This window comes from Pseudoalteromonas sp. APC 3250, assembly GCF_030407915.1.
Taxonomy (GTDB): domain Bacteria; phylum Pseudomonadota; class Gammaproteobacteria; order Enterobacterales; family Alteromonadaceae; genus Pseudoalteromonas; species Pseudoalteromonas tetraodonis.
This window is the reverse complement of record NZ_JASDCM010000022.1, coordinates 38518-55679: the sequence shown is the minus strand read 5'-3', so window position 1 is coordinate 55679 and position 17162 is coordinate 38518. Positions and strand designations below refer to the sequence as shown.

Below are 17162 nucleotides of genomic sequence, written 5' to 3'. Positions count from 1 at the left end.
CTTATTATCTTCAATTGGGTATATTTCACCAGCTCAATATGAAACAGACTACTATGATAATTTAAACGAGTCAGGTAAAGTGGCCTGACTTAAACAAACTGGTCTCCGATGAACTCGGGGCGATTCAGTCTGGGAGGGGCCACCACTTTTACACGCTTTCCAAGTAAATAGAAACTCACCTTCCTAGTTTATAAAACTTCATTTCTATTACTTCTATTGTATTTTTATCAGCGCACTGATTTTTTTATTAATTTTATTGAATACATTGCAATAAACACAGTTGAATCTACTATTAAAGTGTTATGGGATTTTATTATAAAAATCTTTATTTTATGACCTTTAATGTCGCTACTGTTAATTGTGTGCAGTATATAAAATACCGCTTTGTTACCCCTTAGGTGCTCTATGTTATTAAAACGAAAAGTATACCTTAGCCTTATTTTGGCTGTTGTTGCTCCTTTAGCAATATCTACTCTAATATTTTCAAATAGTATTCGCTCAAATACAGAAGACAAACTAGCCAAAGTAGATTTACCAACAGCGCTTAGTGAAGTGAAAAGCCAAATCGAATTAGAGTTATCGACTCCTATTATTGTTGGCAAAGAAATAGCGCAAAACTTATTTGTGCAACAATGGATGAATAATAATGAAGATGCGCAAAGCCGAGGTAAATTCATTGATTACCTCAAACATATAAAAAATAAAAACCAAGCCAGTAACGCATACATTATTTCTAAAAACTCCCGTAACTATTACACCGATGAAGGTATTTCCAGGCAAATAGATAGTAGTGATACTTGGTTTGATGCTTTTTTAGCATCGGATAGACCATTTGAAGTAGCGCTCGACATAGATAAAGGCAGCTCTGAGGTGATGGTATTTATTAATTATGCCATTGAGCTTGATGGGCAACGACAAGGAATTGCCGGGATTGGCCGTTCGCTCGATTCTATGGTGAATCTCATAAGTGAATATAGGATAGGTGAGGGCGGCATTGTTTATTTGGTCTCTGGTAGTGGCGAGATTATGCTGCATGGTAATAAAACTAAAATAGGGCAATCTGTTGACTTGGCGCCGATTAAAAATGGGGCAATTCAAAGTAAAGTAATTGATGGTGATGACTATGTTGTATCAAGTACGCCTGTAAACTCATTAGGTTGGCATCTAGTTGCTGAAATTCCCCAAGAGCAATTATATGGCCCAATTAATAGTGCTATTAATACTAATATCATTTTTGGTGTAATTATTGCTCTTGTCGGTTTAGCGTCAGCACGCGTGTTGGTAGGGCAAATATTTAGGCCAATCGAAAACATTACTGCAGCAGTGAATGCGTTAACAGAAAAAGATGGCGATTTAACAGCGCGACTTCCTACTGACGATAATAATGAAATTTCAGATTTGGCGATTAAGTTTAATCTGTTTTTAGAGCAGTTACATTATATGTTTAAACAGGTTTCTGAGTCGGCAATTCATGTTAAAGGTATTTCCCAAGATGTACTTGAGCAAGTACAAGGAGCAGCTAATTTAGCTGAAGTGCAATCATCGAGTACACAAACGGTGGCGGCAGCGGTTAATGAGATGGAAGTTACGGTTCAGGATATTTCTGGCAGTGCCAGCAATGCGGCAGATATTGCGACTAAAACCGAAGAAACGACGCATAAAGGCGTTGGTTTTGTGCAAAGCACAATTAAACAAATGGAACAGTTAGAAGCGTCAATGGCTAATTCTGTGGCTTCGGTGTTAGAGCTCTCGACAGAGATTAAATCAATTTCTCATGTATTGGATGTCATTAAAGGGATTTCTGAGCAAACTAACTTATTGGCGTTAAATGCGGCAATTGAAGCGGCGAGAGCTGGAGAGCAAGGGCGTGGCTTTGCAGTAGTTGCTGATGAAGTGAGAACGCTTGCACAGCGTACTGCGGAGTCTACAGAGCAAATTAATGAGATGATTGCTTCGTTAAATGCTAAAGCTTCAAGCACGGTAACTGCGATTGAATTGGGCAGCAAAAACACTTTAGAAAATGCCGAACGATTAAAAGAAACAGGCCATACATTAAATGGTATTTCACAGGAAATTGTACTGTTAAGCGAGTTAAATAACTCAGTGGCTACAGCAACGCGAGAGCAAACGTTAGCAACCTCAGAAATTAGCCAAAATATTGTAATGATCTCCGACTCGGCAGAGCAAACCAAAGAAAATATGAAAAAGTCAGAGCAGCTTTGTAATGGTTTAAATAAAGAGTCGAATATTTTAAGGGATTTACTGGGTAAGTTTACGCTTTAACCGCGGTTTTATAAAAATTAGCATAGCGGGGATACCATCATAGTTATAGAGCACTTGCCTATAACTATGATGTTTTAATAGCCGTTAATTTTTACGATAAATCTCGTGATTCATTTCGTAAATATTAACGCTTAAGCTATCAGAGGCTCTGCAATATGTTTGTAGGCACGCTAGTAACTGCTCACTTAGTTTTTGCTTTTGCTCAATAGAGCGCCCAGCCATAATATGTACAGCAATATGAATAAACCCTTCTTTACCCACACCTAATTGGTAATGTTGATACGCAATCGCACGAGTTTTTATTGTTTCTAAATCAAATAAGCCACTTTCAAATGTTGTTGTGTGGATTTTTTCCACTAGAACCTGAGGTAATAAAGGCAGATCTTCTGAGTGTTCAATAATAATGTGTGGCATTTAGCGTATCCTCTTTAGATTGGTTTGTTTAATTATACCAAACGGGTTTGTACACGCTAACCCTATAGAGCTTAATTTTTAAAAATTTGGCTTGAACATATTTTTAGCAATAAACTATTTAAGCAATTACAAGACCTGTAGCGTGTTTAATTTTAGATTTATTATGGCAAATATTTTTGGTTGATACGTTTTATGTCAATTTGTGGTGACTTATACGAAGAGTACACAAGCCAGTTGGTATTTGTAATAAAGGTTAAGCCAGAGGTGCGACTAAATGCGCGTTCGGGAAGGCGTATTACGTCATGATGGCTGTTGGTTGAGAAGTCGTAATAACTCAAACGGTAATCACCTTGTTTTACATTAAAATAGTAAATACGCGATTGCGCTAAGGTGTCGCCTTCAAAAAAATACCACGAATTATGATTTGATAAATTAATTTCGCTAACCAGTGGTTGCTCAGTTTGGCTATCTGGGTCTTTTATCCATAACTGATTGGTTGCTTGGTTTGCAAAAATTAAAGCGCCTTGCTTGTTTTCATAAGCGTATAGTGTTGGTGAATCTATGGCCTGTGCGAGTTTATTGCCCTTTAAGTCGAAGCGATAAACGTGTTTATCATTCGCTACCAATAGGCTTTTACTATCTGCAGCCCAACTCGGTTTTCCATGGTAACTAAAGCCTGTGGGTAATGACTGACTTGATTGGGTGTTAAAGTCATAAAGGTATAGCGCATGCTCACCAAGATGAGAAGCAACAAAGGCAATGTAATTACCATCAGGTGACCACACCGGGTTGTAAATATTTGCACTGAGATTAGTAAGCTGTTTTCGTGAGGTGCCGTCTTGATTTGCAGTCCATAATTCCATTGAGCCCGATTCGTTAGATACAAAAACTAACTTTTTTCTGGCTTTACTGTAATCAGGAAAGCGCGTATTAAAGTCGCTTGATAATACCGGAAAAGGGGAACTTGCAACCGCATTACTGGTTTCTACACGCATTAATGCAGAGTCGATATTCCATTGATGAAAATACAAACTGCCATCATGTGCATATTCTGGGTAACTTAACCCATCGATGTGCGCATTGATCATTTGTTGTGTTTTAAGGTTATAAAAATAACCTTGGCGCTTGCCTTTTTTAACACCCGAAAAGACGAGTTGTGGCTTATTAGGGTGCCAATCAACGCCTCTCATATCAACAAAACCTGAAGTTAATTGCTTGGCATGAGCTGTTTTTATGTCGATTAAAAATAATTCTTCAAAACCCGTTGGTAAATTACGCGATACCACCAGCTGTGTCGCATCTGGTGAAAACACGACCGACTCATCGGTATATTGGCATGCCGACGTACAAGGGACTTGAGTAACTGTGTATGGCGATGAGGTTAAATCGACAATGTTAAGCTGGGTAAGATTATTATTTTTTTCATCTTCACTAATATAAACCAGCTTAGTGCCTGTGGCATTAATGTCTATATCGGTACTTGTTTTACTACCGCACAGCCCTAAAACAGTGGTATTGCCCGAGGCAATATTTTGCTGAATGACTTCACAACCTTGAGCAGCTATACGGCGGTAATAATAAATAAACGTTAAATCAGGACTAAATACCGCTCTGCCCTCAATGAATGGGGTGTCGGTAAGTGCTATTGCAGCTTGCTCTGGTAAATGAAGATCACGTAAGTATAAATTAGCTTTGTGTCCTGGGCGACGCCACGAATACGCTAAAAAATGACTGTCATTAGAAATAGCCGGAAACAACTCTCTTCCTGGGCTGGTGGTAATTGTTTCAATGTAATCGTACAAACGTGCTGCATGTTGCGATTGAGCAAGTGGCTGCTTTGCGTTTTCAAAAAGGGCGCTATAACCCCAATAGCTACCTAATAATATAACAATAGCAAGTACGCTAGCGTAAATATACCCAGAGCGAAGCGGCGTATTGTTAATGCTATTAACAGGCTCTGGCGTTGTTGGTTTTTGTACTAAGCGGTAACCCGTTTTACGCAGTGTTTCTATATAGGTATTGTCGGGGTCGAGTTCTTTAAAGCTTTTACGAAGATGCCATATGGCATTTGTCAGTGCTTTTTCGCCCACATATTGATTACCACCCCACACATTCTCTATTAGTTGCTCACGCGTCACTGCGTTTGGATAACACTCTACCAAGTAAACAAGTAGTTCTATAAATTTAGGTTGTAATACACAGGTTTTATCGGCACAAAACAGCTTATTTTCAAACACCGATATTTGGCATTTTCCAATTGAAAATGTCTGTTGAGTATTCATAGTTTGTGTATTTAAACCTCTTGATTAATTACGTTACTAGGCAGTGTTTAATGCAAAATAAAGCGATAGTTGGTTAACATTCGATTTTACATCATTCTAACACGAAAACCTTAAGTGTATGATTATAAATAAATAGATATTAAATAGATATAAAATAGGGATATAAACGAGACACCTCTCATTGTGCTTTTATTCACGATTACTTACAACATGTTATTAGTAAAATAAACCAATTGGTACAAAACAAATTTAATAACTAAAAAGTTAATCAAAAACGATTTGTACTAATGGAATAATAAATAATAAGGGAAGTTTGTGAGTAATATATCAACAAAAAAATGCGCTTTAGCATTGGCTATAACAGCCAGTTTATCTGGGCATGCAATAGCAAATGACGAGGCTATTGCTCGTCAATCAACGGCTAAAGCAAGCGAAGAAGTAGTACAAGAAGCACCAGAAAAAATAACCGTAACGGGTTCGCGTTTAAAGCGTGATAGTTTTTCGGTAACAACCCCGCTGGTAACCATGGATAGAGCGTCGATTCAGGATACAGGCCTAGGCAACCTTTCAGATGTATTAATCGATAACATGCCTGCACTGAGCGAAAGTATTGGTAACACAACCAGCCAATCAAGTATTTCGGGGACCGGTTTATCAACGGTGCAGCTTCGCGACTTAGGCGCTAACAGAACGCTAACGCTTATTGATGGCCGCCGTGTGGTATCAAATAGTTATGGTGGTAACTATGTGAGTTTAAATACCATTCCAAGTGGCATGGTGGAGCGCGTTGAAATTATAAGTGGTGGTGCGTCGGCCACTTATGGTGCCGATGCGGTAGCCGGTGTAGTGAATATTATTACCCAGTCAAAAAAAGAAGGCTTTGAATTTCAAGCCCGTGGCGGTGAAACAACAGATGGTGGCGGTCGTGAGTTTACGCTTGATTTAAACTACGGAACGTCATTTGCTGATGACCGCGGTTATGTATTTGTCAGCTCAAACTGGGATCGTGATTTTGGCATGACCTTTTACGACCGTGACCGCGCCAAAATAGAAGCCGCGCATAGTTACGATGATGAGTTGATGTGTAATCAAATGTACACTGCCGATGGTTATCAGTGTATGAGTGGTATTACACAAGCTGATTGGGCAAGCAAAAGCGATGGTACCTTAGGCGGTGTATTTTTAGAAAGCAGCCGAAACGATACCCAGTTTTGGTATGACGGGCAAACGCTGCGTGATGACTGGAAAGGTAATGAAGAAATTTATGGTATAAATTCGTCACAATACGTCATGCTTGATGTACCTAGTGATAACTTTTCGACCGCGATAAAAGTAGATTATGATGTAACAGACGACATTATGAGCTACTTCCAAATTCAATACAGCAAAAGTGGCTCGTTCAACGATAAGTCACCTGAAGATGAATACGAAGGGGCTTACGTACCTCGCTACGACCCAGTGACTGGCGACCCTATCGATGATATTGCGCCCGGTTACATTCCTATTGATAACCCATACGTGCCACAAGAAATTATTGACAGCAACCCATACAAAGACCGTATTTATTGGGATCGTCGCTTTGGTGAAGTAGGTAATATCAGCACTGATAACGACCGTACGACCATCCGAACTTGGGCAGGCCTACAGGGCATGATGTTTGATGATACATGGGATTGGGATATCTCTGCTGGATACGGGCAATTCAAGCAACATCAAATTCGTAGTAACGAGTTAAACACGGTACGTGTTAATCAAGCACTGCAAGCTGAAAAGCTAGCCGATGGCACTATTCAATGTAAAGACGCCGAAGCGCGAGCGCAAGGATGTGTCCCGCTTAATCTATTTGGTGAAGGGTCTATTACCCCTGAAATGGCTGACTGGATCCGTACTAACCCAATTATTGATACTGAGATTCAACAATATACGGTAATGGGTTATATCACTGGTGACCTATACGAATTACCAGCAGGTAATGTGTCTGCAGTATTTGGTGCAGAGTACCGTAAAGACTCACAAAGCCTAGATACCAGTGATGATATGAAAGCGGGCGGTATTACGTTTAATGTTGTGCCTTCTTTTTACGGTGAAGTAGAAGTGTATGAGGCATTTGCTGAACTTGCAGTGCCACTACTTAAAGATGCGCCATTTGCTAAAAGTTTGTCGGCAGAAACGTCGCTGCGTTTAGCAAATTACAGCATTGATAATATCAGCACTGTTGCCAGTTATAAGCTAGGCCTTTTATGGCAACCAATTGATGGGTACATGTTACGTGCCAATTATGCACGTGCACAGCGTGCGCCGACTATCACGGAATTATTATCACCCCCTCGCGGCGATTTTGATTCATTTGATGATATTTGTGATGGTCTAACAGCAACATCAACAAACCCAGGACACGATAACTGTCGTTTAGAGCCAACCTTGGCACAAAAGCTAGCTGATGATCCTAACTTTGAATTTGAAAGTGAAGACAATAACTACTCGCCAAATACTGGTAATCCAAACTTAAAAGAAGAAACAGCCGATACCTATACCTTTGGTATTACTGTATCTCCTGAGTTTTTAGATGGCTTTAACTTAGCGGTGGATTACTACGATATTGCCATTGTTGATGCAATTGATGAAATAAGTAACGAAAACATCATGCGCGAATGTTATGACTCAGAGGCTGCGTGGGGCAGTGATAACGAATACTGTAACGATATTACCCGTAACGACGAAGGTAACATTGTAAAAATTCTACAGCGTGAATATAACTTGGATGAGTTAACTGCGCGCGGTTACGATGTGGTTGCAACTTACAAATATGACATCGGCAGCTATGGCAACTTGTCATTCAAGCTTGATTACAATCACATTATTGAAAACTCGCAAACCTATGAAGGGTTAGATGGTAACAGTGTTACTTCACAGTATGCAGGTTATGGGCGCTCAAAAGATAAAGCCGCTATGTCGATTGTATGGAAAATAGATGATTTACGTATCCGCTGGCGTACAAATTACGTAGGCGCGTTTAAAGCAAGCCAAGAAGATGAGAAAGACTACCTTGAGTATGTTGCTGCAAACGATGAGCGCTGTGCTGCGGGCGATGCCGGTTGTATTGCAAACCCAGAGCCACTTGCGTATCAAGATTATGGCTCATTTTTAAAGCATAGTTTATCAGCGTCTTACACTCTGGCACTGACTGATAAAAGTGACTTACGTGTATTTGGCGGTATTAACAATGTATTTGACGACAAAGGGGCATTTTACCCAAGTGGTCGTGGTAACTTTTATAGTGGCTACGGCGGCGGTGCCGGTCGTTATGTTTATCTAGGTGCACAATATAGCTTTTAATAACCTTTAGCTGTATTTGTTTGCAAAGGCACTCCCTCGGGCGTGCCTTTTTTATTGTGTATCTTGCTGCGAAATACCCTTTAAACCATTACAGTATTGAGTTGGTGGATAAAATTTGTTTTATCGCGGTGAAAGCGTTTAGTATAAGGCGTAACTTAATTTTTAATATGAACGAAGGACTTGCTATGAAGTATCTCAAAATGGGTAGTCTAATTGCGTGTTTAGCAGGGCTTACAGGGTGTTCTGATGATGTTGCTTCAGTAAGTCTTGGGCTGTTTACCACTAAAGATGTGGTGGTTAACTCACAGCAAGACCCGCTTGTTACAGGGGTTACTTGTCATATTAGTCACATTGAGGCTAATTTAGATTTTTCAGATCCCTCAGATATGTCGATTGCTTGTCGTCAAACAGGGCCAATTACCGCAGACCAATTACAGTCTATCGACCGCAGTAAATCCGGTGAAGTCGTGTTTAAATCATCTAAGAGTATTTTGTTTAAGTCGTTAAAAGTTCGTCGCATTTATGATGCTAAAACCCATACGTTATTGTATTTATCGTACTCAACGAAAGAATCTACAGGCAGTCATCATCACGCGCTTTCTACGGTGCCTTTATACAATACACAAGCATGGCAATGGGCGAAGGGGCAAGAATAGTTTATGTTAACCCTATTTAAATCAAAACCCTTATTGGCAGAACAAGAACAACAATGGCTGGTTGATACCTTTATTTGGGCAGCAGAAAACTTTGACCTGAATTTTTTTACCAAACACAGTCAAGTTATTTTACCAACGGTTGAGTTTTTTCCTGACTCGGTTTCAAGTATTGAGGAAATGGCCAGCAAAGTGTTTGCGCGTGTTAAGCAATACGCTGGTATGAATGAATGGCCAGTAACCTTGGTTGCACCGCAACAATTACAACCACAGGTGTTTCCACACTTTGAATTTAGTCAGCATTTACGTGGCGAAGAGTGTCATTTAATAGTGCCAGCCAGTCATACTATTAATGTGTCGTTTAACCCTAATCAAATTAATCAACCGCAAGACTTAGTGGCGAGTTTTGCCGGTACACTTGCCACCATATTAATTCATCACGTAGGGGTTTTGCCCCCAGGTGGTAAAGAGTATTTACCGCAAGCCACTGATGCTTTAGCGTGTTTTTTAGGCTTTGGGGTAATGATGAGCAATACCGTGTACCAGTTTAAAGGTGGCTGTGGCTCATGTTATAACCCGTATGCAAATCGCGAAGCGGCGCTCAGTGAAACGCATACCGTATTTATGCATGCGTTAGTGAGCTACTTTAAGCAAGATAAACACTCTAAAAAACATTTAAAACCGCATTTACGAGGCCAATTTAAAAAAGCGCAAAAAGAAATAAAAGCCTTGGTTAATCAATCGGCTAATCCATTATTATTGGCTTTTTCGCCAGAGCAAGCCAGTTAAGTATGAACTATATCGATGAATTTTTATTAATTGCGGTGGCTCATTTTTTTGCGGTAGCAAGCCCTGGGCCCGACTTTGCGGTAGTCCTTAAACAAAGTGTACAACACGGCAGGCGTAATGCCTTATGGACAAGTGCAGGTGTTGGTGCGGCTATTTTATTACACATAGCCTATTGTGTATTGGGAGTTGCGCTGGTGTTAACTCAATCACCTGCGTTGTTTATGGCGCTTAAATATATAGCGGGCGCGTATTTAGCGTATTTAGGCGTGCAGGCACTGCGCGCTGCTAAACCTACAAATACCTCATCAGAACCGACTGCAAAACCCAGCCTTGCAGCTGAGTCATCATGGTGTGCGTTTCGACGTGGCTTTTTTACCAATGCACTTAACCCTAAGGCAACTTTATTTTTTATGTCGTTGTTTACCCTGGTGATTAGCCCAACTACGCCGGTAATAATACAAATGGGATACGGCGTTTATATGGCGCTTGCTACCTGGGCTTGGTTTTCTATTTTATCGCTATTGTTATCAAAAGCGCGTGTACGTGATTTTTTTCAGCAAAGTGGTTATTGGTTCGACCGCGGCATTGGCATTATTTTAATCGCACTGGCTGTGCGAGTTGTTATTTAAAGAAGGAATAGTATGGCGTTATATAATTTTTCGTTTGGCTCCAATATGTCATCTAATCGTTTATTGGCACGTTTACCTAATGCAAAACGTGTGGGTACGGCACTTTTAAAGGGCTATAAGTTAACCTTTAATATGGCCTTTTCAGATGGTTCAGGTAAATGCACTATTGTGCCCACCAATGAACCCGATGCTGTGGTATATGGGGTAGTGTATCAGCTTAATGAAGCCGAAAAAGAGATCTTAGATAAAATTGAAGGCCCTAATTACGACTGTGTTGATTTAACCGTGAGCCTTCTAGATGACGATGATATTAATGTACACTGCTACATAGCAAACACACATGACGACACACTGCTACCTTATGATTGGTACGTGCAGCATGTATACCGCGGCGCACTTGAGGCGGGCGTACCCGAACACTACAGTCAACGCATTTTAGCTTACCCGAGTAAGCAAGATACTAATAAAGCGCGCGCCGAAATAGAATTTGCGGTTCATCAAGACTAAACAAAAATAATAACCTAAGGTAACACTATGAAACTAAAAAAATTAGCCACAGCCGCATTATTGGCTGGCTGGGCGTTTACGAGCTCTGCAGCGGTTGATACCGATAAAATTTCAGAGGTGATCAACGCCTCAATGACACGTTTTGATGTACCCGGAATGGCCGTTGCCATTGTTGAAAATGACAAAGTTGTATTCGCTAAAGGCTTTGGTGTTGCCAACCTTGATACGAATAGCAAGGTGAATAAAGACACTTTATTTGGTATTGCTTCAAATACCAAGGCATTTACCAGTGCAGCATTGGCTAAGCTGGTGGATGAAGGCAAGTTAAGCTGGGATGACCGCGTAATTGACCATCTTCCTGAGTTTAGATTGTACGACCCTTACGTTACTCGTGAAATGCGCATACGCGATTTACTTAGTCATCGTAGCGGTTTAGGGCTTGGTCAAGGCGATTTAATGATTTGGCCAAGTACAGATAAATCGGTAGCCGATATTTTATCTGGGCTGAAATATTTAAAACCTGCGAGCAGTTTTCGTAGCCAATATGCTTACAACAACCTAATGTTTGTTACCGCTGGTGAAGTTGTTGCGCGTATATCGGGGATGAGCTGGAACGACTACATTGAAAAAAACATTTTACAGCCACTAAATATGACCAACTCGCGCGCTGGCTTTTCGCGTATCGCAAAAAATAACAAAAACTGGGCGATTGGACACATCCCAATGGATGGCAAATTGCATCCTTTTTTTGTTAATTACCTTGAAGACTTTAGAGGGGCAGGCGCCATTGCATCAAGCGTAAATGATATGAGCCAATGGCTCCGTACTCAACTTGCGGGTGGCAAAATGCCTAATGGCGAGCAGTTATTTAGTGAAAAGCAGCAAGCACAAATGTGGCATCCACATATTACGTCACTGGCATCTAAAAGTGCCTATGAAGCGTATCATCAACAATTTAGAGGTTACGGATTAGGTTGGAGTATAGAAGATTACCACGGCGTTAAAAAGCTGGCACATGGTGGCGGCATTTTAGGTATGGTCTCGCAGGTGACTTTACTACCAGAAAAAAACGTGGGGATTGTGATATTAAGCAACCAACAAGCATTTTCTGCATTATCGGCAGTGACTCATGAAGTACTTGAAGATGTACTCGAGCTTGAAGATAAAGATTGGGTTGAAGAGTTAGCTAAAAAGCATTTTGCAGGTAAAGAAAAAGCCTATGCTAACGCCGCTCCAAAAGCGCCAACAGACACTCAACCGCAATTGCCTAATATAAACTACACCGGTACATTACATGATGATTGGTATGGCGATGTAATCGTTGAAGAACTAGATGGTAAATTACGCATTGATTTTACCCATACAAAACGCCTTAAAGGTGAGCTAAAGCATTACACAGGTAATACTTTTATTGTGAAGTGGGATGAAAAGTTATTAGAGGCAGATGCCTTTATTCGCTTTTCTATGAGCGCCGATAACCGCGTGGAATCGGCGAAAATGAATGCAGTTTCAACGCAGGTAACCGACTTTAGCTTTAATTTTAGAAATCTCGACTTAAAAGCTAAATAATCATAACTTTGGTTAAAGAGTTGTTTAGTATCAACCAAAGTCGCAAAGCCACCACAAGGTGGCTTTGTTATACTTGATGAGCAACTTATTTTTGGAGTTAGCTATGCGCACTGCGATTATTTCTCATCCTCACTGTCGTAAACATAAAATGATTGAAGATCATCCAGAATGCCCTGAGCGTTTAGATGCGATTAATGACCGTTTACTTGCTAGTGGACTGGATGTGGCTATAGAGCAAAAACAAGCCCCTAAAGCACTGCGCGAACATTATTTATTGGCGCACAGTGAGCAGCATATTAAGCATGTAGAAGACATGATCCCCACTGAGGGGCTCAGCGATCTAGATGGAGATACGTGGTTATGCCCCGACTCTTTAAAGGCCATTGAGCGTGCAGTCGGAGCAGGCTTACTCGCTGTTGATGAGATTTTAGAGGGTAAGTTAGACGCTGCGTTTTGTTCAGTACGCCCGCCAGGGCATCACGCTAACCGAGATAGCTCTTCTGGTTTTTGTGTGTTTAATAACCTTGCGATTGCAGTTAAATATGCACAAAGCAAAGGGGTAAAACGCATTGCCATTGTTGATTTTGACGTACACCATGGCAATGGTACTCAAGATATTTTTATGGATGATGAAAATGTGTTGCTGTGCTCGTTATTTCAATATCCATTTTATCCTAATACCGCCATTAAAAATAATGCCACACTGGTAAATTCACCTTTACCGATAGCTAGTGATGGTGCTGATTTAAAAGCACTTTATGAGCAACAATGGCTACCAAAATTAACAGAATTTAAGCCTGAGCTACTTTTTATAAGCGCGGGATTTGACGCACATTTAGAAGATGACATGGCCAGTCTTAAGTTTGTTGAAAGTGATTATATATGGCTTACTGAGCAGTTAGCGCAATTTAGCCAACAGCATCATTGTTTAGGTATTATTTCTTATTTAGAGGGAGGGTACTCACTGTCGGCCCTCGGGCGCAGCGCGATTGCACACGTTAAAGCGTTAGTTGATTTCGGCGAGTAACGCAAACGCTTGGCTTGGTGTGAGCTGCTCTATTTTACTTAAGCAGCATTGCCCTTCTTTTGCTAAATATTCTTTTACTAGCTCTGCTAATTGGCTTGCACTGAGCGCCGTGAGCGAATGGCCGCTTAAGCTTTGATAGCCACTAACCTTATCTAAAATAATGACTTTTTGCTGTTCACTTGCTTCCATAGTGTAAATAAAGTCGTGTAAATCATTGGCGTGCTCTATTAGCTCAATTTCATTATTATAAATAATAATTTGTGGGTAACTGATGCTCATCTATTGTCCTAAATCAAATTGTTTTTTTACTGAATAATTTATAATCATTAATTGGTTTAATTTTGGAAGTAGAAGCAATGCCTCACACTAGCCGCTATCAAAAAGTATGCGATGTTTTTACCAATAAGGTGATCGCCTGCGCTAAGGATACCCCTTTAATTGAAGCGGTGAAACTAATGCGAGCGCACAATGTTAGCGCTATTTTTGTAAAACAACAGCAACAAATAATAGGCGTATGGACTGAAACCGATTGTTTAACACTTAACTTTTCTAATCACTCACTTAGGCAGTTAGCGATTGAAAGCGTTATGTCGAGCCCTGTACTAAGTGTGCCCAGCCAACAATTATTAACCGAGACGGCCATGGTGTTTAATAAGCAGGGTGTAAGGCATTTGTTAGTCACTGATACAAATGACATTCCCAGCGGCGTGATCAGCATTACAGATATTGTAAACAATCAAGGGCTAGAGCATTACTTACAATTTAGACCTATTAATGATCAATATAATAAAAACATACGGATAGTACCGAGTTCATTGGCAATCAATGACGCGGTGAGCATGATGCGTGAATATGCAGAGAAAGTGATTTTGGTGTTTAATGAGGATGAAAATGTTCATGGCATTATTACCCAGCGCGATTTACTAAAGCTCATCACCGAGCAGCACAATCATCTTGTTTGTTGGGATTTAGCCAGTCGCCCCCTTTATCAGATAAGCCCCCAAGACAGCCTTTTTGATGCTTACAGGTTGATGTCTGAAAGTAACATTCGACATTTAGTAGTAAGCGAAAATAATCAAATTAACGGTGTATTATCGCTTGAAAACTTAATTAATGAAATTGAAACGGCTTATTGTTGTGAGCTTGAAAAAGTACTTCAGCAGCGTGATATTGCATTGCAGCATTCGCAGCGTAACTTATTTTTAGCCAATAAAATTATCGACTCCTCCCTAGATGGCATCATGATCACCGACTCGAATGGAGTGATTATGCAAGTAAACCCTGCATTTACTCATCTAACCGGTTACAAAGAATATGAGGTGATAGGTAAGCGACCCAATATGTTGAGTTCAGGGCGTCATGATAAAAACTTTTATATAAAAATGTGGGATTCACTGACCAAAACAGGGGTATGGCAGGGGGAAATTCATAATCGTAAAAAATCTGGCGATATTTATATTGAGTGGCTCAGTATTATAGAAATAAAAGAGCCAAGTCATAGTGATGTGATTTACGCCGCTATTTTTAGTGACATAACTGAGCGAAAAAGCGCAGAAGAAAAAGTGGTGCAGTTAGCGTATTTTGATGAGCTAACTGGCTTGCCTAATCGGCGTTTATTTAACGATAGGCTCTCTATGGCACTGGCCTCAGCGCACAGAGATAAACAAATGTTAGCGGTAATGTTTATTGACCTTGACCGTTTTAAAGAGGTGAATGACAGCTTAGGCCATAATGCCGGTGATACCTTATTAAAATTAGTCTCTGAGCGCATTATTAACACCCTCAATGAGGGAGATACGCTGGCGCGATTAGGGGGCGATGAGTTTATTGTATTGTGCGAAATAAACAATGTAGAAGGTGCTATCACCCTTGCTGAGAGTATTTTAAATCACTTAAATACACCGTTTAAGCTTGAAGGCTTTGAGGTTGGTGTTACCGCGTCTATAGGGGCGGCTGTTTACCCTGATGATGGCTTAGACAGTGAAACATTATTAAAGCATGCTGATATTGCCATGTACCGCTCAAAAGATGTCGGTCGCAATTCGTTTCAGTTGTTTCAACCCTCAATGAATGCACGATCTTTAGAGCGTTTAGCGATGATGAGCCGCTTTCAACATGCGCTAGAAAATGATGAGTTTGAGCTTTATTTTCAGCCTAAGCAATGTTTAAAAACAGGGGTGATTATGGGAGCTGAAGCACTACTGCGTTGGCGTGACCCTGATTTAGGGACTATTTCACCAGCGCAGTTTATTCCGCTTGCTGAAGAGCTAGGTTTAGTGGTGCGTTTAGATTTATGGGTTATAAACCAAGCAGGTAAAGAGTTAACCCTTTGGCAAGCGCAGGGGATTGATGCCGGACGTTTAGCGATTAATGTCTCTGCGTGTCATTTAAGCCAAGGTAAGTTGGCTGATAATATTAAAGCTATGCTTACTCGTTACCAATTACCTGGCAGCTTACTTGAAATTGAGCTGACCGAAAGCAGCTTTATTAGCTCGTTTTCACAGGCAAAAGAGCAACTACAACAGCTCAAAGCGCTGGGCGTGCATATTGCGCTGGATGATTTTGGTACGGGGTATTCTGCACTCAGTTATTTAACCAAATTACCGTTTAATACATTAAAAATTGATGCGAGCTTTATTGCTAAGATTCCTGATGAGTATGGCAATAGCCAAATTGTGGCGGCCATTATAGCCATGGCGACAAGTTTAGGATTGGATGTGGTTGCTGAGGGCGTTGAGCATGCCTCGCAAGAGGCATACTTAGTCGAAATAGGCTGCAATGTTATTCAGGGCTATTATTATTGCCATCCATTAACGCAGCAGCAGTGGATAGCATTTTATAACCAAGCAGCAAAAGGTTATTCTGAGTCTACACTCACTTCATAAGAGGTGAACTTACGAATATTAATAACGCCGTTATCAAAAATTAAATATTGGCCTTTAATGCCTTGTAAAATACCGCTAACAACGGGGTTTTTATCGAAGTTAAATGAGCTGATTTTGCTTGGGTATTCGCTTACAGGAAAATCAAGATTCACAACGTCTTGGTCAAGCTGTTCAATAGCGGTTGCGCCAAATAACTCACTCAGCTCGGTTAGTTTTTCGCTAATTTGTGGAATAAGTTCAGCAGCCGCTGCTTTTAAATCAAGAACGTCGTTTTGTCCTTTGAGCATATTGCGCCAATTGGTTTTATCAGCAATAAACTGCGCGAGCGCCACTTCCACTAAGCCCGACTGTAAACGAGTTTGTACTTTAAAAATAGGTAATGCTTGGGTTGCCCCTTGGTCAATCCAACGGGTAGGTATTTGGGTGTGGCGAGTAATGCCTACTTTTAACCCTGATGTATTAGCTAGATACACATAATGCGGGATCATGCAGTTTTCTTCACCCCACTGTGGCTCGCGGCAGGTGCCTTGATCGTAATGGCAGGTTTCAGGTTTCATGATACACATGTCGCAACTTGCAAGCTTGCGCATACATACAAAGCAATGCCCTTGAGAATAGCTTTTTTTTGTTTTTTTACCACAGTTAGAACACAAAATTGTGCCACTAAAAGTGAGAGTCAATTGTTTACCTATTAAAGCATTTAAATCAACCAGTTCATCACCTACAGGTAAATGATATTGAACGGGTTCTGTTAAGCTCGACTTTAATTTACGCAGTGTACCTTGCAT

At 40.5% G+C, this 17162-nt stretch carries 13 protein-coding genes; 9 read left to right on the top strand and 4 right to left on the bottom strand.

The genetic code is table 11. The features are described 5' to 3' along the window. Positions 1-405 precede the first annotated feature (405 nt). Positions 406-2283 (top strand): methyl-accepting chemotaxis protein, encoded by a 1878-nt coding sequence (locus tag QL986_RS17105; RefSeq protein WP_290191749.1) that lies wholly within the window; start codon positions 406-408, stop codon positions 2281-2283. An 84-nt stretch (positions 2284-2367) separates the two neighbouring features. On the opposite strand, the gene QL986_RS17100 is transcribed toward QL986_RS17105, so the two are convergent. Together QL986_RS17100 and QL986_RS17095 are read right to left on the bottom strand one after the other, a co-directional pair. Then, positions 2368-2697, bottom strand: a complete 330-nt coding sequence (locus QL986_RS17100) for a 5-carboxymethyl-2-hydroxymuconate Delta-isomerase (protein ID WP_008114843.1) — start codon at positions 2695-2697, stop codon at positions 2368-2370. 161 nt (positions 2698-2858) lie between these two features. Further along, positions 2859-4979 (bottom strand): winged helix-turn-helix domain-containing protein, encoded by a 2121-nt coding sequence (locus tag QL986_RS17095; RefSeq protein ID WP_024601702.1) that lies wholly within the window; start codon positions 4977-4979, stop codon positions 2859-2861. Between the two features lie 315 nt (positions 4980-5294). Here QL986_RS17095 and QL986_RS17090 point away from each other — a divergent pair, with 315 nt between their 5' ends. From QL986_RS17090 to QL986_RS17060, 7 genes are all read left to right on the top strand, one after another. Then, the gene (locus QL986_RS17090; RefSeq protein WP_033103719.1) at positions 5295-8315 is read left to right on the top strand and encodes a TonB-dependent receptor; all 3021 of its coding nucleotides are present in this window, start codon (positions 5295-5297) and stop codon (positions 8313-8315) included. Between the two features lie 185 nt (positions 8316-8500). After that, positions 8501-8971, top strand: coding sequence for a CreA family protein (locus QL986_RS17085; RefSeq protein ID WP_041708852.1), 471 nt, complete (start codon positions 8501-8503; stop codon positions 8969-8971). A gap of 3 nt (positions 8972-8974) precedes the next feature. Continuing rightward, complete coding sequence (locus QL986_RS17080; RefSeq protein ID WP_290191748.1) at positions 8975-9757, top strand: hypothetical protein; 783 nt, start codon at positions 8975-8977, stop codon at positions 9755-9757. 2 nt (positions 9758-9759) lie between these two features. Beyond that, complete coding sequence (locus tag QL986_RS17075; RefSeq protein ID WP_290191747.1) at positions 9760-10386, top strand: LysE family transporter; 627 nt, start codon at positions 9760-9762, stop codon at positions 10384-10386. A 12-nt stretch (positions 10387-10398) separates the two neighbouring features. Beyond that, positions 10399-10893 carry a gamma-glutamylcyclotransferase family protein gene (locus QL986_RS17070; protein ID WP_013465973.1) on the top strand — a complete coding sequence of 165 codons (495 nt, stop codon included), beginning with the start codon at positions 10399-10401 and terminating at the stop codon, positions 10891-10893. Positions 10894-10920: 27 nt separating this feature from the next. After that, positions 10921-12462 (top strand): serine hydrolase, encoded by a 1542-nt coding sequence (locus QL986_RS17065; protein WP_290191746.1) that lies wholly within the window; start codon positions 10921-10923, stop codon positions 12460-12462. Between the two features lie 103 nt (positions 12463-12565). Further along, entirely contained in the window at positions 12566-13489 is a 924-nt protein-coding gene (locus QL986_RS17060) for a histone deacetylase family protein (protein WP_024601706.1), read from the top strand. Here the strand turns inward: QL986_RS17060 and QL986_RS17055 are convergent. Further along, entirely contained in the window at positions 13469-13768 is a 300-nt protein-coding gene (locus QL986_RS17055; RefSeq protein ID WP_024601707.1) for a DUF4144 family protein, read from the bottom strand. The genes QL986_RS17060 and QL986_RS17055 overlap by 21 nt on opposite strands. A 77-nt stretch (positions 13769-13845) precedes the next feature. On the opposite strand from QL986_RS17055, the gene QL986_RS17050 reads away from it, so the two are divergent. Then, positions 13846-16374, top strand: a complete 2529-nt coding sequence (locus QL986_RS17050) for an EAL domain-containing protein (RefSeq protein ID WP_290191745.1) — start codon at positions 13846-13848, stop codon at positions 16372-16374. On the opposite strand, the gene QL986_RS17045 is transcribed toward QL986_RS17050, so the two are convergent. After that, entirely contained in the window at positions 16347-17162 is an 816-nt protein-coding gene (locus QL986_RS17045) for a DUF2797 domain-containing protein (protein ID WP_028835589.1), read from the bottom strand. The genes QL986_RS17050 and QL986_RS17045 overlap by 28 nt on opposite strands.

Coding starts and splice junctions, on each gene's coding strand:
- QL986_RS17065 (WP_290191746.1), top strand. CDS start 10,921: ATGAAACTAAAAAAATTAGCCACAGCCGCATTATTGGCTGGCTGGGCG.
- QL986_RS17075 (WP_290191747.1), top strand. CDS start 9,760: ATGAACTATATCGATGAATTTTTATTAATTGCGGTGGCTCATTTTTTT.
- QL986_RS17055 (WP_024601707.1), bottom strand. CDS start 13,768: ATGAGCATCAGTTACCCACAAATTATTATTTATAATAATGAAATTGAG.
- QL986_RS17070 (WP_013465973.1), top strand. CDS start 10,399: ATGGCGTTATATAATTTTTCGTTTGGCTCCAATATGTCATCTAATCGT.
- QL986_RS17105 (WP_290191749.1), top strand. CDS start 406: ATGTTATTAAAACGAAAAGTATACCTTAGCCTTATTTTGGCTGTTGTT.
- QL986_RS17100 (WP_008114843.1), bottom strand. CDS start 2,697: ATGCCACACATTATTATTGAACACTCAGAAGATCTGCCTTTATTACCT.
- QL986_RS17060 (WP_024601706.1), top strand. CDS start 12,566: ATGCGCACTGCGATTATTTCTCATCCTCACTGTCGTAAACATAAAATG.
- QL986_RS17095 (WP_024601702.1), bottom strand. CDS start 4,979: ATGAATACTCAACAGACATTTTCAATTGGAAAATGCCAAATATCGGTG.
- QL986_RS17085 (WP_041708852.1), top strand. CDS start 8,501: ATGAAGTATCTCAAAATGGGTAGTCTAATTGCGTGTTTAGCAGGGCTT.
- QL986_RS17080 (WP_290191748.1), top strand. CDS start 8,975: ATGTTAACCCTATTTAAATCAAAACCCTTATTGGCAGAACAAGAACAA.
- QL986_RS17045 (WP_028835589.1), bottom strand. CDS start 17,162: ATGCAAGGTACACTGCGTAAATTAAAGTCGAGCTTAACAGAACCCGTT.
- QL986_RS17050 (WP_290191745.1), top strand. CDS start 13,846: ATGCCTCACACTAGCCGCTATCAAAAAGTATGCGATGTTTTTACCAAT.